General features: G+C 71.6%; 24 protein-coding genes, 1 tRNA gene and 1 pseudogene. 9 read left to right on the plus strand and 17 right to left on the minus strand.

The annotated features are described in order from the left end of the window. Window positions 1–240: 240 nt before the first annotated feature. Window positions 241–2,574: a transglycosylase domain-containing protein gene (locus F7Q99_RS08910; RefSeq protein ID WP_195911026.1), complete on the plus strand. Its 2,334-nt coding sequence runs from the start codon at window positions 241–243 to the stop codon at window positions 2,572–2,574. Window positions 2,575–2,638: 64 nt separating this feature from the next. Here the strand turns inward: F7Q99_RS08910 and F7Q99_RS08915 are convergent, their stop codons facing one another. The 4 genes from F7Q99_RS08915 to F7Q99_RS08930 all read right to left on the minus strand — a co-directional run bounded on the left by F7Q99_RS08915 (window position 2,639) and on the right by F7Q99_RS08930 (window position 5,008). Continuing rightward, window positions 2,639–3,817, minus strand: coding sequence for a winged helix DNA-binding domain-containing protein (locus F7Q99_RS08915; RefSeq protein ID WP_153460787.1), 1,179 nt, complete (start codon window positions 3,815–3,817; stop codon window positions 2,639–2,641). A gap of 71 nt (window positions 3,818–3,888) precedes the next feature. After that, the gene (locus F7Q99_RS08920; protein ID WP_326846447.1) at window positions 3,889–4,203 is read right to left on the minus strand and encodes a hypothetical protein; all 315 of its coding nucleotides are present in this window, start codon (window positions 4,201–4,203) and stop codon (window positions 3,889–3,891) included. A gap of 2 nt (window positions 4,204–4,205) precedes the next feature. Beyond that, window positions 4,206–4,508, minus strand: coding sequence for a GroES family chaperonin (locus F7Q99_RS08925; protein WP_153465975.1), 303 nt, complete (start codon window positions 4,506–4,508; stop codon window positions 4,206–4,208). Window positions 4,509–4,690: 182 nt separating this feature from the next. Beyond that, entirely contained in the window at window positions 4,691–5,008 is a 318-nt protein-coding gene (locus F7Q99_RS08930; protein WP_153465976.1) for a DUF3618 domain-containing protein, read from the minus strand. A 167-nt stretch (window positions 5,009–5,175) separates the two neighbouring features. Here F7Q99_RS08930 and bcp point away from each other — a divergent pair, with 167 nt between their 5' ends. From bcp to F7Q99_RS08945, 3 genes are all read left to right on the plus strand, one after another. Beyond that, on the plus strand, window positions 5,176–5,652 hold the full coding sequence (bcp, locus tag F7Q99_RS08935; protein WP_326846448.1) for a thioredoxin-dependent thiol peroxidase: 477 nt from the start codon (window positions 5,176–5,178) through the stop codon (window positions 5,650–5,652). A 153-nt stretch (window positions 5,653–5,805) separates the two neighbouring features. Beyond that, a complete protein-coding gene (locus tag F7Q99_RS08940) occupies window positions 5,806–6,678 on the plus strand; it encodes an HNH endonuclease (RefSeq protein WP_153460789.1) in 873 nt (290 codons plus the stop codon). Window positions 6,679–6,740: 62 nt separating this feature from the next. After that, window positions 6,741–6,815 (plus strand) — tRNA-Leu (locus F7Q99_RS08945). 66 nt (window positions 6,816–6,881) lie between these two features. Here F7Q99_RS08945 and rdgB read toward each other — a convergent pair. The 4 genes from rdgB to F7Q99_RS08965 all read right to left on the minus strand — a co-directional run bounded on the left by rdgB (window position 6,882) and on the right by F7Q99_RS08965 (window position 9,164). Next, window positions 6,882–7,487, minus strand: a complete 606-nt coding sequence (gene rdgB / locus F7Q99_RS08950; protein ID WP_153460790.1) for an RdgB/HAM1 family non-canonical purine NTP pyrophosphatase — start codon at window positions 7,485–7,487, stop codon at window positions 6,882–6,884. An 87-nt stretch (window positions 7,488–7,574) separates the two neighbouring features. Beyond that, window positions 7,575–7,964: a hypothetical protein gene (locus tag F7Q99_RS08955; RefSeq protein ID WP_153460791.1), complete on the minus strand. Its 390-nt coding sequence runs from the start codon at window positions 7,962–7,964 to the stop codon at window positions 7,575–7,577. A gap of 134 nt (window positions 7,965–8,098) precedes the next feature. Further along, window positions 8,099–8,824, minus strand: coding sequence for a ribonuclease PH (gene rph / locus F7Q99_RS08960; protein ID WP_153460792.1), 726 nt, complete (start codon window positions 8,822–8,824; stop codon window positions 8,099–8,101). 106 nt (window positions 8,825–8,930) lie between these two features. After that, window positions 8,931–9,164, minus strand: a complete 234-nt coding sequence (locus tag F7Q99_RS08965; RefSeq protein ID WP_030284095.1) for a glucose PTS transporter subunit EIIB — start codon at window positions 9,162–9,164, stop codon at window positions 8,931–8,933. 361 nt (window positions 9,165–9,525) lie between these two features. On the opposite strand from F7Q99_RS08965, the pseudogene F7Q99_RS08970 reads away from it, so the two are divergent. Then, window positions 9,526–10,373, plus strand: a pseudogene (locus F7Q99_RS08970) (PTS transporter subunit EIIC); the annotation flags it as partial. Between the two features lie 354 nt (window positions 10,374–10,727). Continuing rightward, window positions 10,728–12,005 (plus strand): PTS transporter subunit EIIC, encoded by a 1,278-nt coding sequence (locus tag F7Q99_RS08975; RefSeq protein WP_153460793.1) that lies wholly within the window; start codon window positions 10,728–10,730, stop codon window positions 12,003–12,005. A 170-nt stretch (window positions 12,006–12,175) separates the two neighbouring features. Here the strand turns inward: F7Q99_RS08975 and F7Q99_RS08980 are convergent, their stop codons facing one another. Beyond that, a complete protein-coding gene (locus F7Q99_RS08980; protein WP_153460794.1) occupies window positions 12,176–12,640 on the minus strand; it encodes a hypothetical protein in 465 nt (154 codons plus the stop codon). Between the two features lie 216 nt (window positions 12,641–12,856). Then, on the minus strand, window positions 12,857–13,603 hold the full coding sequence (locus F7Q99_RS08985) for an MBL fold metallo-hydrolase (RefSeq protein ID WP_153460795.1): 747 nt from the start codon (window positions 13,601–13,603) through the stop codon (window positions 12,857–12,859). A gap of 290 nt (window positions 13,604–13,893) precedes the next feature. Between F7Q99_RS08985 and F7Q99_RS08990 the strand changes: the two genes are divergently transcribed. Further along, a complete protein-coding gene (locus F7Q99_RS08990) occupies window positions 13,894–14,361 on the plus strand; it encodes a type II toxin-antitoxin system PemK/MazF family toxin (protein ID WP_153460796.1) in 468 nt (155 codons plus the stop codon). Between the two features lie 6 nt (window positions 14,362–14,367). Here F7Q99_RS08990 and F7Q99_RS08995 read toward each other — a convergent pair whose 3' ends face one another. From F7Q99_RS08995 to clpS, 7 genes are all read right to left on the minus strand, one after another. Then, the gene (locus tag F7Q99_RS08995; RefSeq protein WP_153460797.1) at window positions 14,368–15,336 is read right to left on the minus strand and encodes a PLP-dependent cysteine synthase family protein; all 969 of its coding nucleotides are present in this window, start codon (window positions 15,334–15,336) and stop codon (window positions 14,368–14,370) included. A 90-nt stretch (window positions 15,337–15,426) separates the two neighbouring features. Beyond that, window positions 15,427–15,705: a MoaD/ThiS family protein gene (locus tag F7Q99_RS09000; RefSeq protein WP_153460798.1), complete on the minus strand. Its 279-nt coding sequence runs from the start codon at window positions 15,703–15,705 to the stop codon at window positions 15,427–15,429. A 115-nt stretch (window positions 15,706–15,820) separates the two neighbouring features. Further along, entirely contained in the window at window positions 15,821–15,940 is a 120-nt protein-coding gene (locus F7Q99_RS43090) for a putative leader peptide (protein WP_326846449.1), read from the minus strand. Between the two features lie 139 nt (window positions 15,941–16,079). Further along, on the minus strand, window positions 16,080–16,511 hold the full coding sequence (locus tag F7Q99_RS09005; protein WP_153460799.1) for a Mov34/MPN/PAD-1 family protein: 432 nt from the start codon (window positions 16,509–16,511) through the stop codon (window positions 16,080–16,082). A gap of 54 nt (window positions 16,512–16,565) precedes the next feature. Continuing rightward, the gene (locus tag F7Q99_RS09010; protein ID WP_153460800.1) at window positions 16,566–18,044 is read right to left on the minus strand and encodes an amino acid permease; all 1,479 of its coding nucleotides are present in this window, start codon (window positions 18,042–18,044) and stop codon (window positions 16,566–16,568) included. 221 nt (window positions 18,045–18,265) lie between these two features. Next, complete coding sequence (locus tag F7Q99_RS09015) at window positions 18,266–18,838, minus strand: DUF2017 domain-containing protein (protein ID WP_153460801.1); 573 nt, start codon at window positions 18,836–18,838, stop codon at window positions 18,266–18,268. Between the two features lie 58 nt (window positions 18,839–18,896). Next, window positions 18,897–19,190, minus strand: a complete 294-nt coding sequence (gene clpS / locus F7Q99_RS09020) for an ATP-dependent Clp protease adapter ClpS (RefSeq protein ID WP_326846450.1) — start codon at window positions 19,188–19,190, stop codon at window positions 18,897–18,899. Between the two features lie 152 nt (window positions 19,191–19,342). On the opposite strand from clpS, the gene F7Q99_RS09025 reads away from it, so the two are divergent. Further along, the gene (locus tag F7Q99_RS09025; RefSeq protein WP_153460803.1) at window positions 19,343–20,659 is read left to right on the plus strand and encodes a nicotinate phosphoribosyltransferase; all 1,317 of its coding nucleotides are present in this window, start codon (window positions 19,343–19,345) and stop codon (window positions 20,657–20,659) included. 172 nt (window positions 20,660–20,831) lie between these two features. Continuing rightward, on the plus strand, window positions 20,832–21,422 hold the full coding sequence (locus tag F7Q99_RS09030; RefSeq protein WP_153460804.1) for an isochorismatase family protein: 591 nt from the start codon (window positions 20,832–20,834) through the stop codon (window positions 21,420–21,422).

Consider the following 21,422-nt stretch of genomic DNA (forward strand, 5'->3'; position numbering starts at 1 on the left):
GTCTCCTTATCGACAATTGCGGGCAGACGGGTGCCCGCTGGCATCCGCGCACGCCGCAGTAGCTCCGACCGGCCGAACCCGGGGGTGCCGGGCCGGACGGGCGGAGCTGCAAGAACTGGGTGCGCTATGTGGTTTGCACCTTTCACCGTACCGCCGGCCCCCGGCAGCCGCACCCGGTTTTCCCCGGCCCACACCACCCAACCGACCCTGAGCGCCGGTCAAATAGCACATAATCTCGCCATGACCGTGAGCACCCGACGCCAGGCCAAACGGGCCGCCCGCCGCGAGGCCCGCCGCGCCCTCCCGCTCTGGCGCCGGCTCCTGCCCACCTGGCGGGTCACCCTCGGCACCCTCACCGCGCTGCTGCTGCTCGCCGTCGGCGCCTTCGCCGTGCTCTACGTCATCGTCCCGGTGCCCGACCCCAACGCCCACGCCGTCGCCCAGAACAACATCTACCTCTACTCCGACGGCACCACCGAGATCGCCCATACCGGCGCCGTCAACCGCACCGACGTCACCATCGACCAGATCCCCCTCGACACCCAGCACGCCGTCGTCTCCGCCGAGGACCGCACCTTCTACCGCAACCGCGGCATCGACCTGAAGGGCATGGTCCGGGCCGGCTGGAACACCCTCATCGGCAAGGGCATGCAGGGCGGCTCCACCATCACCCAGCAGTACGTCAAGAACTACTACCTGACCCAGGACCAGACCATCTCCCGCAAGGGCCGCGAACTCTTCATCGCCCTCAAGGTCGACCAGCAGCGGGACAAGAAGGAGATCCTGGCCGGCTACCTCAACAGCAGCTACTTCGGCCGCGGCGCCTACGGCATCCAGAGCGCCGCCCACGCCTACTACGGCGTCGACGTCTCCGGGCTCACCGTCGCCCAGGGCGCCTACCTCGCCGCGCTGCTCCAGGCCCCCAGCGCCTACGACGTCAAGACCGCGAAGCCCGCCAACCGCGAGAAGGCCATCGCGCGCTGGAACTACGCCCTCGACGGCATGGTCCAACTCGGCTTCCTCAAGGCCGCCGACCGCGCCGCCACCACCTTCCCCGAGCCCATCGACCCCCAGCCCGCCACCGGCCTCGCCGGCCAGGCCGGCTACCTCGTCGGCGTCGCCGACGACTACCTCACCTCCACCGGCATCATCGACGCCCCCACCCTCAAAGCCGGCGGCTGGCGCATCACCACCACCTTCGACAAGCCCAGGCAGGACGCCTTCACCAAGGCCGTCCAGCAGGAACTCACCGGCGAACTCGACCCCAAGGCCCGCCCCACCACCGACACCGACGTCCGCGTCGCCGGCGCCTCCGTCGAACCCGCCACCGGCCGCGTCGTCGCCGTCTACGGCGGCGCCGACTACGCCAAGCAGCCCTACAACGACGCCCTGCGCCAGGACAACCAGATCGGATCCACCTTCAAGCCCATCGACCTCGCCGCCGGCCTCATCGCCCAACACACCCTCGACGGCCGCCCGATCACCCCCGAGACCCGCTACGACGGCACCAGTGAACGCCCCGTCACCGGCGGCCCCACCCCGTACGCGCCGCCCAACGAGGACAACGTCGACTACGGCAACATCACCCTGCGCTACGCCATGGTGAAGTCCGTCAACTCGGTGTACGCGCAGGAGGGCGTGGACGCCGGACTCGCCCGCGTCCGCGAGACCGCCGTCAAGCTCGGCATCCCCGACAACGTGCCCGGCATGGACCCGGCCAACACCTCGATGACCCTCGGCACCGCCACCCCCAGCGCCCTCGACCTGGCCGGCGCCTACGCCGCCATCGCCAACCACGGCCAGGCGCACACCCCCTGGTCCGTCCTCAAGCTCGAACGCGCCAACGCCGGCTCCGGCTCGATCGACGTCCCCAAGATGCCCGAGCACACCCCCACCGACGCCCTCGACCGGACCACCGCCGACACCGTCACCGACGTCCTGCGCGACGTCGTCAGCCCGCGCGGCACCGGCGCCGCCGCCCTCGACCTCGGCCGGCCCGCCGCCGGCAAGACCGGCACCACCGACTCCAACCTCTCCGCCTGGTTCGCCGGCTTCACCCCCGAACTCACCACCACCGTCGGCCTGTTCCGCGAGAACCCGAAGACCCACGCCAAGGAGCCGCTGGCCGGCACCGCCGGCCTCACCCGGATCAACGGCGGCACCTTCCCCACCAGGATCTGGACCGCCTACATGACCGACGCCCTCGACGGCACCGCGGTCCAGCAGTTCGACCTGCAGACCGGCCGCGGCAACGGCAGCCAGTACACCTGGCCGACCGGCAGCGCCTCCGCCTCCGCCACCCCCAGCGCGACCCCCGGCCCCACGGCCGGCAGCGCGCCGCCGAGCAGCGCCCCCGCACCCACCGGCCCCGCCCCGGCCAAGCCCACCGCCACCGGCGAGCCCACCCCCGCCCCGGTCGTCCCCAGCCCGCAGGCGCCGCTCCCGACCCCCACCCAGGACCAGCCGACCGCCACCGCCCGGCCCACCCCGACGCGCCCGCCCAAGCCGACCACCCAGCCCACCGCCACCGCACCGCCCGTCAGCGGCACGGCGACTCCGCCCGCGGTGCCGTGACGCCGGCAGCCCGGTGACCGGGGGCCGGGAGCCGAGGGGCCGGGAGCCGGGACCGCCCGCCGGGCTACTTCGCGACCAACTCCCGCTCCAGCGGCGTCCGGAACCGCGGCGTCACCCGCACCTCACCCAGCCAGCCCGCCAACCGCGCCGCCTCCCCCGCGATCGCGGCCTCGGCCTCCGCCCCGACACCGGCGAACAGCCGCCACACCACCTCACCGTCGGAGCGTTGCGCCCAGCCGCCCACCACCCGGCCGCACCACCACACCGTCGGCCCCGCATTGCCCGCCCGGTCGAACAGCGCCGGGACGTCCTCCGGCCGCAGGTACCAGTCCCGCCCGCGCCAGCCCATCACCGTCGGATCCAGCGCCGGCAGCAGCGCCGCCCACGGCTCCGGCTCGCCCACCGGCTCCGCGTCCCCCGGCAGCACCAGCGCGGCCGCCCCGCCCGTGAGCTCCACGCCGTCCGCGCCGACGTCCGCCAGCGCCTTGCGGGTGTCCCCCAGCGTCCAGCCCGTCCACCACTTCACGTCCTCGACGGTGGCCGGCCCGTACGACGCCAGCCAGCGCCGCACCACCTCCGCCTTAGCCTCCCGCACCGGCACGTCCGGCCACTGCGGCACCGGCGCCCACGGGTAGCTGCTGCTCAGCCACGACCCGCGCGGACGCCCCCGCCGCACGTGCCCGTCCGCGGCCAGCAGCCGCAGCAGCCGGCTGCCGACGCTCTGCTTGTTCTCGTACGGCTTGCCCGCCGACATCACCATCTGCTCGCGCAACTCCGGGACGTCGTCGCCGAGTTCCTTCGTCGTCGCCTCGCCTCGCCGCTCCAGCGCGGCCAGCACCGCGCGCTCGGCCGCCGCCAGCCGCTGCTCGTCCCAGCCCTCGGCGAGATCCCGCAGGTGCTTCAGCAGCGTCGCCCGCTCCTTCGCGGCGATCGCCCGCGCCGTCGACGAACTCACGTACGGCGCGAACTCCTCCGTCACCGCGAACATCGTCCGCCGCATCGCCAGCAGCTTCACCAGCGAGACGTCCTCGTACAGCGCCCGCTCCACCGCGGCCGCCGACGGCTCCGCCAGCCGCGCGCACGCCGACAGGTACACCGTCGCGGCGTCCGTCGCATGCAGCCCGACCACCGCGTCGGCCGCCTCCTCCACCCGCGCCACACGCCCGGACGGCACCAACAGGTGCCGCCGCCCCACCCGGGCCCGCCGCTCCTCGTCCCCGATCACCGGCACACGCCTGCTCATGCCCGGACCCTAACGCCCGCCACCGACAGGCGGGTGCTCTGCCAGGGCACCGGGGGCGACGGTCAGCCGCCTCAGCGGACCGGTAGGAACTCGTCCACGACCGTCCAGCCCGGGCCGAGCTCCCGGCGCAGCGCGTCCAGGGCGGCCCGGGCCCGGGTGTTGAAGCGGTCCTTCTCGTCCTGCGACCAGGGGGACGGGTCCGGCGGGTAGTCCCAGTCGATCGAGGACTGGAACCACGCGGACAGCTCGTCCAGCTCGGCCGCGAGCGCCGCGCTGACCGGCAGGCGCCCCGGCTCGGTCGGGTAGCCGTACGGGCTGTCCATGTCGAACGGCCACAGCGCCGTACCGACGACGCCCGGCTCAAAGAAGTACCGCAGCGGCTCCACGGTCAGAGGTAAAGCCCCGTCGAACCCTCGGTGTCGCCGAAGCGGGTCGCGGCGACGGCGTGCAGGTCGCGCTCGCGCAGCAGCACGTAGGTCGCGCCGCGGACCTCGACCTCCAGCTTGTCCTCCGGGTCGTACAGCACGCGGTCGCCCGGCTCCACCGCGCGCACGCTCTGGCCCACCGCGACGGCCTCGGCCCAGGCGCAGCGCTTCGACAGCTCCGCGGTGGCCGGAATGATGATCCCGCCCGTCGAGTGGCGCTCGCCCTCACCGGCGTCGATCTTCACCAGGACGCGGTCGTGCAGCATCCTGATCGGCAGCTTCTCGCCGAGACGGTCGTGCCGGGGCGCATCGGGGATCGGCTGTGCGGTCGGTTCGTCGTTCGTACTCACGGTCCCGAAGGTACCGCTCCGGGGCGCGGAGTGTGACGCTGGCCCGGCACGCGGAGGGCCGGGCGCGCACCGCGCCCGGCCCCGGTGGTCGTACCCGCTCAGCCCTTGCGCCGCTTGCGGGCGGAGGCGATCAGCAGCACCACGCCGACACCGACCAGCGCAGCCGGGACGATCCGCTCCGCGCGCGGCTGCCCCTTCTCGTCCACGAACTGCGCCCGCAGCTTCTCCACCGCGCCGTTGGCGGCCACGTACGCCTTGCCGGCCTTCTCCTCGACGGCGGCGACGGCCTTGGCCTTGACCTGGGCGCTGATGGTGGTCGGGTGCACGCGCATGGCCAGCTCGTCCAGGGTCTCCGCCAGCTGGGTGCGGGTCCGGACGATGTCCGCCTCGATCTGGGCGGTCGTCCGCGCCGACATGTCCTTGCTCGCCTCGCCCACTCGGGCCACCCCATTCACTTCACTGATGCTGTCCTGTGCGACTGACCCAGTCTGTCAGCTGCCTGGCACGGCCGCGCGGCCCCACCCACCAACGGAGGTAAGTTTGCCGTGGTACGACCCCGCCCCAGCAACAGGAGAGTCCGACCGTGAGTGAGCGTCTCCAGCCCGGCGACACCGCGCCCGCCTTCACCCTGCCCGACGCCGACGGCAACCAGGTGTCACTGGCCGACCACCGGGGCCGCAAGGTGATCGTCTACTTCTACCCCGCCGCACTCACCCCCGGCTGCACCAAGCAGGCCTGCGACTTCACCGACAACCTGCAGGCCTTCGCGGGCGCCGGCTACGACGTCATCGGCATCTCGCCGGACAAGCCGGAGAAGCTCGGCAAGTTCCGCGAGGCCGAGGACCTCAAGGTCACCCTGCTGTCCGACCCGGACAAGGAGGTGCTGGCGGCGTACGGCGCGTTCGGCGAGAAGAAGCTGTACGGCAAGACCGTCACCGGCGTCATCCGCTCCACGGTGATCGTGGACGAGCAGGGCAAGGTCGAGCACGCGCTGTACAACGTGAAGGCCACCGGCCACGTCGCCAAGCTGCTGCGCGACCTGAAGGTCGAAGCGGCGTAGATCCGTACGCACAACGCAACGGTGGCGGTGCACCCCTGACCAGGGTGCACCGCCACCGCGCCAATTGGCAGTCAACTCCCGAACACCCCGCGGGCCGTAACCAATCCGCTCGCCGGTCGTTCGCACACCGGGGGACGGGCGCACACCAGCCCGATGGGGGACGACATGCCGGTCAAGTACACCCGTGAACTGCTCACCTCGCTGGCGGCCGAGTCCAGCAGCGTGAACGACATGATGCGCAGGCTCGGCGTGCCGATGGCCGGTGGTACGCACAGCTACCTGAGCAAGCGGCTCAGGCACTACGGGATCGACACCTCGCACTTCAACGAGGGCCGACCCGACTACGGGCGCCGCCGCTACCCACGAGACGTTCTGGCCGAGGCCGCCGCGAACAGCGACAGCATCAACGCGATGATGGCCTACCTGGGCGTCACCCCGTACGACAGCCTCTACTTGTACCTGAAGAAGCGCCTGGCCGAGTTCGGCATCGACACGGCGCACTTCACGTTCAGGGGCGACGGCCGCATCAGGGCCCAAGCCCTCCCGGAGGAGGCACTGGCACGGGCCGTGGCCGCACACCGAAGCATCCGCGCCGTGATCCTGGCCCTCGGGATGACCGACTGCGGCAACTCGCGGACGCTGGTGCGGGAGGCCATCGACTTCCACCGGCTCGACACCAGCCACTTCACGGGACGGGCGCACAACAAAGGGCAGAGGACCGGGCCGCGGCGTACGGCCGAGGAGTTGCTGGTGCGACGCCCGCCGGGAAGCCAGCGCGTCCCGGGTGACCGGCTTCGCGCCATGCTCGTACGCATCGGGCATCCCGATGTCTGCGAGCTGTGCGGCACTCCACCGACCTGGCTCGGGCGTCCGATGACCCTGGAGGTCGACCACGTCAACGGCGACTGGCTCGACAACCGCCGGGAGAACCTCCGCCTGCTCTGCCCCAACTGTCACTCCATCACGCCGACCTACTGCGGTCGAAACAGGAACCGCACCGGCGCCCGGACCGATACCGCCGCGTAGCTGTTCCGACTTGGAAATGCGGCCGCGGCGGGAGTCTTCTACCGGTAGGCTTGCTACGGCGTGCGCCCGTACTCCAGCTGGCTAGAGAGGTACGGTTTAGGTCCGTATTGTCGTGGGTTCGAGTCCCACCGGGCGTACTAAGCGGATCGGCCCGCTGCCCTTCGAATCGAAGGGCAGCGGGCCATTGCCATTCCTGCGGATCGTCAGGCGACGAGGTCCTTCACGACCGGGGCGAGGGCGCGGAAGGCCTGGCCGCGGTGGCTGATGGCGTTCTTCTCGGCTGGGGTGAGTTCGGCGCAGGTGCGGGTTTCGCCGAGGGGCTGGAGGATCGGGTCGTAGCCGAAGCCGCCGTCGCCGGCGGGGGCGGTGCGCAGGGTGCCGAGGAGGCGGCCCTCGACGACGCGTTCGGTGCCGTCGGGGAGGGCGAGGGCGGCGGCGCAGTAGAAGTGGGCGCCGCGGTGCGCGGCGTCGATGTCGGCGAGCTGGGCGAGCAGCAGGTCGAGGTTGGCGCGGTCGTCGCCGTGCTTGCCGGACCAGCGGGCGGAGAAGATGCCGGGGGCGCCGTTGAGGACGTCGACGCAGAGGCCGGAGTCGTCGGCGACGGCGGGCAGGCCGGTGGCGCGCGCCAGCGCACGGGCCTTGAGGAGGGCGTTCTCGGCGAAGGTCACGCCGGTCTCGGGGACGTCCGGGATCTCCGGGTAGGCGTCGGCACCGACGAGTTCGACGTCCAGGCCGGCCTCGCCGAGGATGGCGCGGAGTTCGGCGACCTTGTGCTGGTTACGGGTGGCGAGGATCAATCGCGTGGACATATCGCCCACCCTATCCGCCGGTGGACGGCCGGCATCGGAAAGCCGGCAGTGGACGGCCGCCAGTGGTCGGCCGGCGGTGGACAGCCGTCAGCCGGTGCAGACGGAGGTGAGGTTCCCGGCCGCGTCGCCGAGCGGCTTGAGGTCGGGCACCTCCTTCTTGTCGACGGCCTGCTGGACCTTGTCGGCCTGGGTCTTCAAGTCGTTGACGGCCTTGACGACGTCGGTGTTCTTGGAGTTGCGGCCCAGCTGGTCGAGGTCGTTCTTCAGCTTCTGCAGGGCCTTGCCCGCGGTGGCCGAGTCGTTGCTCGCATTGCTGTAGGCGCTGGTGACGTCGGCGATGTCGCCGGTGACGCGGGCCGCGGTGGTGCCGCAGTCGAGGGCCTTCTGGGCGGCGGAGCAACTGACCGCGCTGAGCGGGAGGATGATGATCAGACCTGCCACGGCGAGCGCGGCGGGACGGGCGATGCTCGACGGCATCCGGTCCTCCTCGGGGCGCGGGTTCCGTGGGGAAGGACGCGCCCCGGTGGGGCACGGTTCCCGCAACGGGTGTGCTGCGGGAACCGTACGGGCTCCGGGCCCGGCCTGTACAGGAGGTGACAGGCGGCGGCGCGTCAGCCCTCCAGCGCCTTGCGCTGGATCGCGTCGAGTTCGGCGCAGCCGAGCGTGCCGAGGTCGAGCAGCTGGTCGAGCAGCGCACGGTCGAACGGGGCGCCCTCGGCGGTGCCCTGGACCTCGACGAAGCGGCCGTCGGAGGTGCAGACGATGTTCATGTCGGTCTCGGCCCGGACGTCCTCCTCGTACTGGAGGTCGAGCATCGGGACGCCGTCGATGATGCCGACGCTGACGGCGCTGACGCCGCCGGTGATCGGCTGGCCCTTGGCGCGCAGGAGCTTGCGGTCGCGGGCCCAGGCGACGGCGTCGACGAGGGCGACGTACGCGCCGGTGATGGCGGCGGTGCGGGTGCCGCCGTCGGCCTGGAGGACGTCGCAGTCGAGGACGATGGTGTTCTCGGCGAGGGCGCGGTGGTCGACGACGGCGCGCAGCGAGCGGCCGATGAGCCGGCTGATCTCGTGGGTGCGGCCGCCGATGCGGCCCTTGACGGCCTCGCGGTCGCCGCGGGTGTTGGTGGCGCGGGGGAGCATGGAGTACTCGGCGGTGACCCAGCCCTCGCCGCTGCCCTTGCGCCAGCGGGGGACGCCCTCGGTGACGCTGGCGGTGCACAGCACCTTCGTGTCGCCGTAGGAGATGAGGACGGAGCCTTCGGCGTGCTTGCTCCAGCCCCGTTCGATGGTGACGGGGCGGAGCTGGTCGGGGGTGCGGCCGTCGATGCGTGACATAGGCATCGAGCGTAGTCGCTCGGGAGGGGTGTTCCGGATGCGCCTCGGCCCGCCGCCCCGGGGTGGGTCGGCGGGCCCGGGTCGCGGTGGGCCGGATCGGCTCAGCTCACATCATGTCCTCGATGTCGGCGGCGATCGGGTCGGCGTCGGTGCCGATGACGACCTGGATCGCGGTGCCCATCTTGACGACGCCATGGGCGCCGGCGGCCTTGAGGGCGGCCTCGTCGACCAGGGCGGCGTCCTTGACCTCGGTGCGCAGGCGGGTGATGCAGCCCTCGACCTCTTCGATGTTGTCGATGCCGCCCAGACCGGCGACGATCTTCTCAGCCTTGCTGGCCATCTGGTTTCTCCTCTGTCTCGGCCTGCCGGCTGCTCTGCCGGTCGCCGTCCTGCGCTGTGCTGGGGGTTACCACCCGGCCGTTGGCCGGCGTGGTCGCCGCCGGTGCTGACGCGGGTTCAGCTGCCGTGGTGCTGCTGGGCAGCGCGACAAGCATCACCCGGGTCGGTCCGGTCTGCCACGTTAGTCCACGTTCGGCAGTCCACGTTCGGCCCAGTCCGGCGCGCAGTGTCCCGGACGGTCGCCCGAGGATGACGGGCAGCGGGACTTGCGCCTCGGCGTGCGGCCTGCGCCCCCCGAAGTGTGGTCTACACCAATATATGTGTACTCCGGTGAACGCGGAAAGGACCCCGGGCGCTCCTGAGGTGTGCTGGGCGGCATCCTGATCGGCCTGATGTCGGCCTGGTTGTGGGTCCGCTTCCACCGCACGAAGCTGGTCGACTGGCTCGGCTTCTTCAACGGCCGCCGCCTGGTGCCGATGATCACGGCACTGGTCGGCATGGTGGCCGCGGTCGTCGCGCTCTGGGTCTGGCCGCCGATCGGCCGCGGCCTCAACGACTTCTCCCAGACCCTGGCCGACCTCGGCGCGGGCGGCGCCGGCATCTTCGGCATCGTCAACCGCGTGCTGCTGCTGATCGGCATGCACCAGCTGCTGAACACCCCGTCTGGTTCCAGTTCGGGGAGTTCACCAAGCCGGACGGCACGATCGTGCACGGCGACATCCCGCGCTTCCTGGCCGGCGACCCGACGGCCGGGCAGTTCCAGTCAGGCTTCTTCCCGATCATGATGTTCGCACTGCCGGCCGCCGCACTGGCGATCGCCCACTCGGCCAGGCCGCACCGCCGCAAGGAGATCTACGGCCTGATGCTCTCGGTGGGTCTGACCTCCCTCGTCACCGGTGTCACCGAGCCGATCGAGTACTCCTTCGCCTACATCGCCCCGGCGCTGTACGGCGTGCACGCGCTGCTGACCGGCGCCTCGATGGCCGTCACATGGGGGCTCGGGGTGCACGACGGGTTCAGCTTCTCGGCCGGACTGATCGACTACGTGATCAACTGGGGGCTGGCCACCAAGCCGTGGCTGATCATCGTCATCGGACTCGGTTTCGCCGTCGTCTACTACGCGGTCTTCCGGTTCATCATCGTCGAATTCGACCTGGAAACGCCCGGCCGGGAGGCCGAGAGCGAAGTCGAGGACGTCACGAAGGCGTAGTGACGGAAACCTGGACCGAGCGTCACCCCGCAGCACCGGCAATGGCCCGGGTTCGGAGGCCGCCACCCCTTCCGAGCTGTGCCAACGCCCTGGCCCGCGCGACTTCGTGAAGCCGGGGTCTTTTTGTTGCGCAATTGGCCAAAATCCCGGTCGTGACAGCCGGGCATGATCGACGTCCGGTAAGTAGGTTTCGATTTCATAGCGCTTCCCGGCAGCGCCGCTTTCCAGGGTTCCTCCCCTTCTCCACCCGTGCTACAAAACTGGTCTACACCACGCGTGGTGTAGACCAGTTCGCGGTTCGGCCACCGTGCACCTCCCCTCGTCCGACCGCCATGCCGTTAGGAAGCCACCCCCATGAGTCAGTCTGCGCAGGCACCGGCGCCCGCCACGGCTCCGGCCACGCCAAGCCCCGCCAAGAAGTTCGGGCAGAACCTCCTCCAGGGTCTGCAGAAGATCGGCCGCAGCCTCCAGCTGCCCATCGCCGTACTCCCCGCCGCCGGTCTGCTGCTGCGCCTCGGCCAGGACGACGTCTTCGGCAAGGACGGTCTCGGCTGGGACAAGGTCGCCGCGGTGTTCAACACCGCCGGCAGTGGCGTCTTCGACAACCTCGCGCTGCTGTTCGCGGTGGGCATCGCGATCGGCTTCGCCAAGAAGGCGGACGGCTCGACCGCGCTCGCCGCGCTGGTCGGCTTCCTGGTGTACAAGAACGTGCTCACCGCGTTCCCGATCACCGAGGGGCACATCGCCGACGGCAAGTGGGTGGCCCCGACCTACCAGAACCCGGGTGTGCTCGGCGGCATCGTGATCGGCCTGCTGGCCGCCGTGCTCTGGCAGAAGTACCACCGCACCAGGCTGGTCGACTGGCTCGGCTTCTTCAACGGCCGCCGCCTGGTGCCGATCCTCATGGCCTTCGTCGGCACCGCCGTCGGTGTCTTCTTCGCCCTGACCTGGGGCCCGATCGGCGACGCCATCAAGAGCCTCAACGACACCCTGATCGGCGCCGGCGCGTTCGGTGCGGGCGCGTTCGGCCTGGTCAACCGCGGTCTGCTGCCGGTCGGCATGCACCAGTTCGTGAACTCCTTCGCCTGGTTCCAAACCGGTGACTTCACCAAGCCGGACGGCACCGTCGTCCACGGCGACCTGACCCGCTTCTTCGCCGGCGACCCGACCGCCGGACAGTTCATGTCGGGCTTCTACCCGATCATGATGTTCGCGCTGCCCGCCGCCGCGCTGGCCATCGCCCACGCCGCCAAGCCGCACCGCCGCAAGGCCGTCCTCGGCATGATGATGTCGCTGGCCCTGACCTCGTTCGTCACCGGCGTCACCGAGCCGATCGAGTTCGCGTTCGTCTTCATCGCCCCGGCCCTGTACGTCATCCACGCGCTGCTCACCGCCGTCTCGATGGCCGTCACCTGGACGCTCGGCGTGCACGACGGCTTCACCTTCTCCGGCGGCCTGATCGACTACGTGCTGGCCTGGAACAAGGCCACCGACCCGTGGATGATCATCCCGATCGGCCTCGCCTTCGCCGCGCTGTACTACTTCCTCTTCCGCTTCGCGATCACCAGGTTCGACCTCAAGACCCCCGGTCGCGAGGACGACGAGGAGATCGAGGACGTGACCAAGGCCTGACGCCCCGCCCGTCCGCACCCCACGGCCCCGCCCCGCCGCTCCTCCCCCGAGAGCGGCGGGGCGGGGCCTTGCGCGTTCCTCACCCCGGGCCCGGGGCCGGTGGCCGGACACGCGTCCGCCCGGCCCCGGCCGTGGAGCAGGGCCGGACCACGGACGGTGCCCCGAACGCGTCAGTTGGCGCGGCGGCGCCGGATCAGGGCGAAGGTCGCGACACCCGCGCCGGCCAGCAGCGCGGTGGCGCCGGCGAGGAGGCCGGTGCGGTCGCCGTCGGCCCCCGTGGTGGCGAGCTGACCGGCCGGAGCCGGGGCGGCGTTGACGAGGTCGTCAGCGTGGACACCGCCATCGGCGGCGGGCACCGGGGCGTCGGCCTTCGGCGAGGCGGTGGCGGTCGGCGCGGCCGGGGCGCTGGTGACGTCGTCGGCCGGCTCGGGCGCGGGGGCGGCCGGGGTGGTGGACTCCACCGGCCCGCCCGCGGCACCGACCCCGGCCGGCGGCTGGACGGCGAGGGTGAGCGGAGCGGCGTCGGCGAACGCCGGGGGGGCGGTCACGGCGCCACCTGCGAGCAGTGCGGCCGTGAGCGCGACCGCCGGGACGACGGCACGGACCTGGCGCAGGGCGCGGTTGATCTGGCGCATGAATACCCCCCTGGGTTTCCACCCGGGCCGACGGGATCGGTTTCCGGGCAGCACGAAGAAAGCCTGACGAGTGAGGCTGATGGTGACCGCACCCGACGGGCCGGCCGTTCCGAGCGGCTCCCCCGCCGCTCACTTACATGGACGTGCGGGGCCCGAGGAGGTTGCAGGTGTTCCGAGAATATTTTTTCGACGCCCGGCGAACACCCTCTGACCAGGTCAGATCTCGTACACCGCGCCGGGCCGGGCGAGCTCGACCGGTCCGGCGTACGCGGCGGCGGCGTCGCGGCGGTTGCGCTCGGCGTCGGTCCACGGCGGGATGTGGGTGAGGACGAGCCGGCGGGCGCGGGCGGCGGCGGCGTGCTCGCCGGCCTCCCGCCCGTTGAGGTGGACGGCCCGGTAGGTGTCGCGGCCGTCGAGGTAGGCGGCCTCGCAGAGGAAGAGGTCGGCGTCCCGGGCGAGTTCGACGAGTTCGGCGCTCTCCCCGGTGTCGCCGGAGTAGACCAGCGAGCGACCGCCGTATTCGAGCCGGAAGGCGAAGGCGTCCACGGGGTGGTTGACCTGGGCGACGCCGACTCTGAACGGGCCGAGGTCGAAGCCGCCCGGGGTGAGGGTGCGGAAGTCGAAGACCTCCTTCATCCCCGGGTTCTCCGGCATGTCGTAGGCGCGGGCGAGCCGCTCGGCGGTGCCGGCCGGGCCGTAGACGGGCATCGGGTCGGGGCAGCCCTCGGCGCGGTAGTTGCGGGCGACCCAGTAGGCGCACAGGTCGATGCAGTGGTCGGCGTGCAGGTGGCTGAGCAGCACGGCGTCGACCTCGTAGAGGCTGGTGTACTTCTGCAGGGTGCCGAGCGCGCCGTTGCCGAGGTCGAGCACGACCCGGTAGCCGTCGGCCTCGACGAGGTAGCTGGAGCAGGGCGAGTCGGCGGACGGGAAGCTCCCCGAGCACCCCACCACGGTCAGTTTCATCCGAGCCCCTCCGCCCCGACACGTCCTGGCTGCTGCTGGAAAAAGGCAGGGCAGGCCGGTGGACCGGCCGGTAGCACTGCGTTCGCGTTGTCGAGGGTAAGGGCCGAGCGGCACTTTGCCCCCGTCCCCGTGCCGGGCTGTGGCTGGAATCACCAGAACGCGTGGGGCGCTGCGCCCGAGCTCGCGACTTGTCGTTCCGTGACCAACCGGGGGCCATTGACGGACGCGTACTCAACTGTCACAGCACCCACAGTGGTGGGGTTCACCATGGGCCCGGTACGGTTCGCCGCATGACTGGCATCTGGGTGGTCCTGGTGGTGGCTGCCGTCGTGGTCCTGGTGGCCGTCGGGACGGCGCTGTCGAGGCGGACCCGTCCGGCGTCACGCCCGGCCCCGCGCCCGGCCGGGCCGACCGGTCCTCGGCCGCGCCCGGCGACGAAGGGCGGCCCGGGGCCGGCGCCGCGGGAGATCTGGTGGGCCGAGGTGCCGTTCGAGGACGGCCCGGGGTCGAAGGACCGCCCGTGCCTGGTGCTGCGGGTGCACGGCCGCACCGCCACCGTCGCGAAGATCACCAGCAAGCACCACGCCGACCGTCCGGGCGTGCTGCCGCTGCCGCCGGGCTCGGTGGGCGACCGGCAGGGCCGGACCAGCTGGCTGGAGACCGACGAGCTGCGCCAGGTGCCGCTGTCGGCCTTCCGCCGCCGGGCCGGCACGGTGGACCGGCAGGTCTGGGCCCGGACGCAGCAGGTGCTGAGCTAGGGCCGGCTAGGCCCAGAGCTGGCCGTGGAGCGCCTCGACGGCCGCTTCGGTGGATTCCGCGGTGTAGATGCCGGTGGACAGGTACTTCCACCCGCCGTCCGCGACGACGAAGACGATGTCGGCGCGCTCGCCCGCCGCTGCGGCCTTGCGGCCGACGCCGATCGCGGCGTGCAGGATGGCGCCGGTGGAGACGCCCGCGAAGATGCCTTCCTGCTGGAGGAGTTCGCGGGTGCGGCGGACGGCGTCCGCGGAGCCGACGGAGAAGCGGGTGGTGAGCACCGAGGCGTCGTATAGCTCGGGGACGAAGCCCTCGTCGAGGTTGCGCAGCCCGTACACCAGGTCGTCGTAGCGCGGTTCGGCGGCGACGATCCGCACGCCGGGGACCTTCTCGCGCAGGTAGCGGCCGACGCCCATGAGGGTGCCGGTGGTGCCGAGGCCGGCCACGAAGTGGGTGACGGTGGGCAGGTCGGCGAGGATCTCGGGGCCGGTGGTGGCGTAGTGGGCGCCCGCGTTGTCGGGGTTGCCGTACTGGTAGAGCATGACCCAGTCGGGGTGCTCGGCGGCGGTCTCCTTGGCGATCCGGACGGCGGTGTTGGAGCCGCCGGCGGCCGGGGAGGAGATGATCTCGGCGCCCCACATGCGGAGCAGTTCGCGCCGTTCCTCGCTGGTGTTCTCCGGCATCACGCAGACCATCCGGTAGCCCTTGAGCTTGGCGGCCATGGCGAGGGAGATGCCGGTGTTGCCGCTGGTGGGCTCCAGGATGGTGCAGCCGGGGGTGAGCCGGCCGTCGGCCTCGGCGCGCTCGATCATGTGCAGCGCCGGGCGGTCCTTGATGGACCCGGTGGGGTTGCGGTCCTCCAGCTTGGCCCAGAGGCTGACCAGGCCCTCGGAGTTGCCGGGGACGGCGGCGGACAGCCGCGGCAGGCGGACCAGCGGGGTGTTGCCGACGGCTTCGAGCGGGCTGTCGTAACGCAAGGGAGGCCTCCGGCCACGGCGGTGTGGATGGGGAAGGTCGCCCTCCCGTCCGTCCTTCCCGGAGCGGGGCGCGGACGGGAGGGCGTGAGGTCAGCGGGCGCCGCCGGCCACGGCGGGCAGGATGGTGATGCTGTCGCCGTCGGCGACGGCGGTCGAGATGCCCTCCAGGAACCGGACGTCCTCGTCGTTCAGGTAGACGTTGACGAAGCGGCGCAGCTCGCCGCCCTCCACGAGCCGGGCGGCGATGCCCGGGTGGCGGGCGTCGAGGTCGGTGAAGAGCTCACCGAGGTTGCTGCCGGTGCCCTCGACGGCCTTGGCGCCGTCGGTGTAGGTGCGGAGGATGGTCGGGATGCGGACCTCGATGGCCATGGGTGCGCTCCTGTGCGAGTCGTGAGGTGGGTGGGCCGCAGCGGGCGCGGCAGGGCGGACGGTTCCGGGTCGCGGCACGGCGTGCGGCGGCGGGCCCGGGTGGGGCGTGGGTGGCTCAGCGCGAGCGCGCGGGCGTGCCGGGACAGATCGCACTGGCGAGCCGGCACAGGTCGATGTGCAGGCGCGCCACGAGGCGGGTGCCCGGGGCCTGAGTACTCACATCGACGGAACGCATGGGCTCATCGTATAGATTCCCAGGCCCGCTCCGACATGACCGTCTCGGGATCCGGATGTTTTCGTCCCTGGTGCTGAGACAACGCCGGCCTGCCGGCCGTTCGCGGACGGTCGGCGGGCCGCGCCCAGGGGGGTGCTGGTCAGGCCGGGTAGGCCTCGACGACCTGGACGTCTTCCTCCGTGATCTCGCCGTCCACGATGCGGAACGAGCGGAACTGGTAGGGGTCGCCCTCGCCGTTGCCCTCGGCGGTGGAGACCAGGACGTAGTGGGCGAACGGCTCGGAGGCGTAGCTCACGTCGGTGCGCGAGGGGTAGGCCTCGGTGGCGGTGTGCGAGTGGTAGACGATCACGGGCTCCTCGTCGAGGTCGTCCATCTCGCGGTAGAGCTTGAGCAGGTCGCCCGAGTCGAACTCGTAGAAGGTGGGCGAGCGGGCGGCGTTGAGCATCGGGATGAACCGCTCGGGCCGGCCGCTGCCGGCCGGTCCGGCGACCACGCCGCAGGCCTCGTCCGGGTGGTCGGCGCGGGCGTGGGCGACGATCCGGTCGCGCAGTTCTCGGGTGATGGTCAGCATGCGGTCAGGATAGCCACGCCCCGGCGGGTGTCCGCCGGGGCGTCCGAGGGCCGGTCAGCGGGTGGCGTCCTCGCCGGCCGGGGCGTGCGGGTGGTCGTGGGCGGGCGCGTGAACGGCCTCCGGGCTGCGGCGCTTGAGCACCTGGTAGCCGGCCGCCAGCAGCACGGCCCAGACCGGGAAGACGTACAGCGAGATCCGGTTGTCCTCGTCCAGGCCGATCAGCACCACGACCAGGGCGAGGAAGCCGAGCGCGGCCCAGCTGACCCAGGTGCCGCCGGGCGCCTTGAAGGCGGGTGCCGGCAGCCGGCCGCCCTTCCAGGCCTTGCGGTAGCGGATCTGGCAGATGAGGATCACCGCCCAGGTCCACAGGCCGCAGACGGTGGCGACCGAGGTGATGTACTGGAACGCCTCTTCCGGGATGCGGTAGTTGAGCACCACGCCGGCGCCCATCAGCAGGCAGGAGACGGTGATGGCGAAGGCGGGGGTGCGGCGGGAGTTCAGCTTGGTGAGCCGCGCCGGGGCCTGGCCGCGCAGCGCGAGGTCGCGCAGCATGCGGCCGGTGGAGTACATGCCGGAGTTGCAGGAGGACAGCGCGGCGGTGAGCACCACGAAGTTGATGATCCCGGCCGCGGCGGGGATGCCGATCCTGCCGAAGGCGGCGACGAACGGGCTGACGCCGGGCTGGAATTCGGTCCACGGCACGAGCGCGAGGATGACCACCAGGGCGCCGATGTAGAACAGCGCGATGCGCCAGGGCAGGGTGTTGATGGCGCGCGGCAGCGTCTTCTCGGGGTTCTCGCTCTCGCCCGCGGTGACGCCGACGAGTTCGACGCCCAGGTAGGCGAACATGACGATCTGCAGGGTCATCACGGTGGCGCCGATGCCCTTGGGGAAGAAGCCGCCGTCCTGCCAGAGGTGGGTGATCGACGCGGTGTCACCGGCCTTGCTGAAGCCGAGGGTCAGCACCCCGACGCCGATCAGGATCATGCCGATGATGGCGGTGACCTTGACCATCGAGAACCAGAACTCGATCTCGCCGAACAGCTTCACCGAGATCAGGTTGGCCGCGTAGAGGACCACCAGGAAGGTCAACGCGCTGAGCCACTGCGGGATTCCGGGCGCCCAGAACTTCACGTACACGGCGGCGGCGGTGGTCTCCGCCATGCCGGTGACGACCCAGAACAGCCAGTACGTCCAGCCGGTGACGTAGCCGGCGAAGGGGCCGAGGAACTCCCGCGCGTACTCGGCGAAGCTGCCGGAGACCGGGCGGTAGGTGAGGAGTTCGCCGAGGGCCCGCATGATCGCGAAGATCGCCACGCCGGCGACGGCGTAGGACAGGATCAGGCTCGGGCCGGACTTGGAGATCGCCGTCCCTGCGCCGAGGAACAGGCCGGTGCCGATGGCGCCGCCGATCGCGATCATCTGGATCTGGCGACCGCCGAGTCCTCGCTCGTAGCCCTCGTCGCCCTCCTCGTCCGGTCCGGTGTCGACCAGTTCGTGGGACGACTGCTCGGCGTTCAACTGCTCGGCCATGATGCACCGTTCTGGCTGGGTCTCGTGGGGTGGAGCAGTCGTACCACGCAGCGTCCGGATACCGGTGATCATCTGAGCGTTATTTGAGCATGGCCTGGCATGGTTCGTCCGATTTCGAACAGAAATGCCCAGGCCATCCGTCCACATGCTGGACGAAACGGCCGAGGCCTGCCCGTAACCGGGCAGGATCGACACAGGAAAGCGGACGAAAGCGGGCGGAATCAGTCCGCGATCGCCTCCAGCAGCGACTCCTGAAGAGCGCCCAGCCACAGGTACGCCATCACCAGGGGCTTGCGCTCGTCACTGTCCGGCAGGTCGTAGAGGCCCTGCTCGTCCTCCTCGGTGACCTCCAGTCGGACACCCAGGGTCAACCGCAGGTCGTTCAGCGCGCCCAGCCAGCGCAGGCAGTCGGGGGCGGTCAGCTTGAGCACGCCGCCGTCGCCGAGGCCGTCCAGCGTCCGGACGACGAGCAGCGCGTCCTCGCGCTTGCGGGCCCGCAGGTCGAGCTCGGTGTAGCGACGGAACTCGCCGGAGGCGGCCCGGGCCTCGGGGTCGTCCAGCTCGGTCGGGTCCCCGTAGGCGTCCGGGAAGAGCCGGGCCAGCGCCGGGTCGGCGGGCGCCTCCGTCGGCCCCTCGGCGAACAGCGCCGCCAGCGGGTCACCGCCGTTCCCGCCCGGGCCGGGGCCGATCAGCTCCAGCATCTGCACTTCCAGCGATCGCAGGATGGAGGCCTCCACCTCGTCCAGCGCGATCGCCGCGTTCCCGCCGCCGGTGCTCTCGAACAACCCAGCCATCTGTATCGGTCAGCCCGTCTTCGTCGTCTTCGGTCGTGCGGCCGTCGCCGTCCCGCGGTCAGTCGTGCTGCAGCGTGGCCCAGAGGCCGTAGCCGTGCATCGCCTGGACGTCCCGCTCCATCTCCTCGCGGGAACCGCTGGAGACCACCGCCCGGCCCCTGGTGTGCACGTCCATCATCAGCTTCCGGGCCTTGTCCTTCGGGTACCCGAAGTAGGCCTGGAAAACGTACTGGACGTAGCTCATCAGATTGACCGGGTCGTTGTGCACGATGGTCACCCAGGGGGTGTCGGGCTCCGCCACCGGAAGTCCCTCGACCTCCGGGCGCTCGATCTCCACGGGCGCGACACTCACCGCTGGGTCCTCCTCGCCGCGCTCTCCACGCGTGTCGTCAGCTGTCCCTACAGCCCCCATGCTGCCATCCGAGGGACCCCCAGGCGATTTCGCCCCACCCCTCGCCATGAGAAATCGTCACTCTGACGCTAAGTGGTAGTAGCATCATCCGCATGGACGCCACTTCCGTGCCCGCGGCCGGCTCGACCGCGCTGCTCACCGACCGCTACGAGCTCACCATGCTGCAGGCCGCCCTGCGCAGCGGGGCCGCGCACCGCCGCTCCGCCTTCGAGGTGTTCACCCGGCGCCTGCCGAGCGGGCGCCGCTACGGCGTGATGGCCGGCACCGGCCGGGTGCTCGACGCGGTCGAGAACTTCCGCTTCACCCGCGCCCAGCTGGACTGGCTGGCCGACCAGGGCGTGGTCGAGGACGACACCCTGCGCTACCTCGCCGACTACCGCTTCACCGGCGACATCCACGGCTACCCCGAGGGCGAGGTCTACTTCCCTGGCTCGCCGCTGCTCACCGCCGAGGGCACCTTCGCCGAGGCGGTGATCCTGGAGACGGTGATCCTCTCGATCCTCAACCACGACTCGGCGATCGCCGCGGCCGCCTCCCGGATGACCGCCGCCGCCGGTGGCCGCCCGGTCATCGAGATGGGCGCCCGCCGAGCCCACGAGCGGGCCGCCGTGTCCGCCGCCCGGGCCGCCTACGTGGCCGGATTCGCCGCCACCTCCGACCTGGAGGCCGGCTTCACCCACGGCATTCCCACCACCGGCACCGCCGCGCACGCCTTCACCCTCGTCCACGACAGCGAACGCGACGCCTTCCGCGCGCAGATCGCCTCGATGGGCAAGGGCACCACGCTGCTGGTCGACACCTTCGACCTGCGCGAGGCCGTCCGCACCGCGGTCGAGGTGGCCGGCCCCGAACTGGGCGCGGTCCGGATCGACTCCGGCGACCTCACCCTGCTCGCCCACCGGGTCCGCCGCCAGCTCGACGAGCTCGGCGCGGAGCGGACCCGGATCATCGTCACCTCCGACCTGGACGAGTACGCGATCGCCGCGCTCGCCGCCGCCCCGGTCGACGGCTACGGCGTCGGCACCCAGCTGGTCACCGGCAGCGGCCACCCGACCTGCGCGATGGTCTACAAGCTGGTCGCCCGCGCCGAGAGCGCGGACGGACCGCTGGTGCCGGTCGCCAAGCGCGCGGCCGGCGGCAAGACCAGCATCGGCGGACGCAAGTGGGCGGCCCGCCGGCCCGACGCGGACGGCGTGGCCGAGGCCGAGGTGGTCGGCACCGGGCCGGTCCCGGCCGAGCTGGAGCCGTACCTGATGCAGGTGCCGCTCGTCCGGGCCGGCGAGACGGTCGGCCGCGAGTCACTGAGCGCCGCCCGCGAGCGGCACGTCCGGGCGCGGGCCGCGCTTCCGCTGTCGGCCACTCAGCTCTCCAAGGGCGACCCGGTCCTCCCCACCGAGCTGATCATCTGACCCGACGGGAGCGGCGCGCGGACCGGCGGCAGGCCACAGGCCTTCCGCCTCCGCGCGCCTGTCCCTAGAGTCAGCCGTAGAGTTCCCGTGGGCCCCGGAACTCCCGAGAGCAGAGAACTCCCGAGGGCCCCACCACCGGGGCACACCGCCCCCACACACGAGGATGCGAGCCATGCACCGGGCACTGATCGTCGTCGACGTGCAGAACGACTTCTGCGAGGGCGGCAGCCTGGCCGTCGCCGGCGGCGCCGAGGTGGCCGCCGCCATCACCGACCTGATCGCCGAGTCCTCCCCCGGCTACCGGCACATCCTCGCCACCCGCGACCACCACATCGACCCCGGCGACCACTTCTCCGACGACCCCGACTACGTCACCACCTGGCCGGCGCACTGCGTGGCCGGCACCGAGGGCGTGGGCTTCCACCCCAACTTCGCGCCGTCCGTCATCTCCGGCGCGGTCGAGGCGGTCTTCGACAAGGGCGCCCACTCGGCGGCGTACAGCGGGTTCGAGGGGCTGGACGAGAACAACCGCGGGCCGGTGGAGTGGCTGCGCGAACGGCAGGTGGACGAGGTCGACGTGGTCGGCATCGCCACCGACCACTGCGTCCGGGCCACCGCGCTGGACGCGGCCCGGGCCGGCTTCACCACCCGCGTCCTGCTGGACCTCACCGCCGGGGTAGCGGCCGACACCACCGCGGCCGCGCTGGAGGAGCTCCGGGCGGCCGGGGTCGAGCTGGTCGGCACGCCCGTGGTGCGCGACTGA

The organism is Streptomyces kaniharaensis, assembly GCF_009569385.1.
Taxonomy (GTDB): domain Bacteria; phylum Actinomycetota; class Actinomycetes; order Streptomycetales; family Streptomycetaceae; genus Kitasatospora; species Kitasatospora kaniharaensis.

Coding starts and splice junctions, on each gene's coding strand:
- F7Q99_RS08910 (WP_195911026.1), top strand. CDS start 241: ATGACCGTGAGCACCCGACGCCAGGCCAAACGGGCCGCCCGCCGCGAG.
- F7Q99_RS08915 (WP_153460787.1), bottom strand. CDS start 3,817: ATGAGCAGGCGTGTGCCGGTGATCGGGGACGAGGAGCGGCGGGCCCGG.
- F7Q99_RS08925 (WP_153465975.1), bottom strand. CDS start 4,508: ATGCTGCACGACCGCGTCCTGGTGAAGATCGACGCCGGTGAGGGCGAG.
- F7Q99_RS08930 (WP_153465976.1), bottom strand. CDS start 5,008: ATGTCGGCGCGGACGACCGCCCAGATCGAGGCGGACATCGTCCGGACC.
- F7Q99_RS08940 (WP_153460789.1), top strand. CDS start 5,806: ATGGGGGACGACATGCCGGTCAAGTACACCCGTGAACTGCTCACCTCG.
- rdgB (WP_153460790.1), bottom strand. CDS start 7,487: ATGTCCACGCGATTGATCCTCGCCACCCGTAACCAGCACAAGGTCGCC.
- F7Q99_RS08955 (WP_153460791.1), bottom strand. CDS start 7,964: ATGCCGTCGAGCATCGCCCGTCCCGCCGCGCTCGCCGTGGCAGGTCTG.
- rph (WP_153460792.1), bottom strand. CDS start 8,824: ATGTCACGCATCGACGGCCGCACCCCCGACCAGCTCCGCCCCGTCACC.
- F7Q99_RS08965 (WP_030284095.1), bottom strand. CDS start 9,164: ATGGCCAGCAAGGCTGAGAAGATCGTCGCCGGTCTGGGCGGCATCGAC.
- F7Q99_RS08975 (WP_153460793.1), top strand. CDS start 10,728: ATGAGTCAGTCTGCGCAGGCACCGGCGCCCGCCACGGCTCCGGCCACG.
- F7Q99_RS08980 (WP_153460794.1), bottom strand. CDS start 12,640: ATGCGCCAGATCAACCGCGCCCTGCGCCAGGTCCGTGCCGTCGTCCCG.
- F7Q99_RS08985 (WP_153460795.1), bottom strand. CDS start 13,603: ATGAAACTGACCGTGGTGGGGTGCTCGGGGAGCTTCCCGTCCGCCGAC.
- F7Q99_RS08990 (WP_153460796.1), top strand. CDS start 13,894: ATGACTGGCATCTGGGTGGTCCTGGTGGTGGCTGCCGTCGTGGTCCTG.
- F7Q99_RS09000 (WP_153460798.1), bottom strand. CDS start 15,705: ATGGCCATCGAGGTCCGCATCCCGACCATCCTCCGCACCTACACCGAC.
- F7Q99_RS43090 (WP_326846449.1), bottom strand. CDS start 15,940: ATGCGTTCCGTCGATGTGAGTACTCAGGCCCCGGGCACCCGCCTCGTG.
- F7Q99_RS09005 (WP_153460799.1), bottom strand. CDS start 16,511: ATGCTGACCATCACCCGAGAACTGCGCGACCGGATCGTCGCCCACGCC.
- F7Q99_RS09010 (WP_153460800.1), bottom strand. CDS start 18,044: ATGGCCGAGCAGTTGAACGCCGAGCAGTCGTCCCACGAACTGGTCGAC.
- F7Q99_RS09015 (WP_153460801.1), bottom strand. CDS start 18,838: ATGGCTGGGTTGTTCGAGAGCACCGGCGGCGGGAACGCGGCGATCGCG.
- F7Q99_RS09025 (WP_153460803.1), top strand. CDS start 19,343: ATGGACGCCACTTCCGTGCCCGCGGCCGGCTCGACCGCGCTGCTCACC.
- F7Q99_RS09030 (WP_153460804.1), top strand. CDS start 20,832: ATGCACCGGGCACTGATCGTCGTCGACGTGCAGAACGACTTCTGCGAG.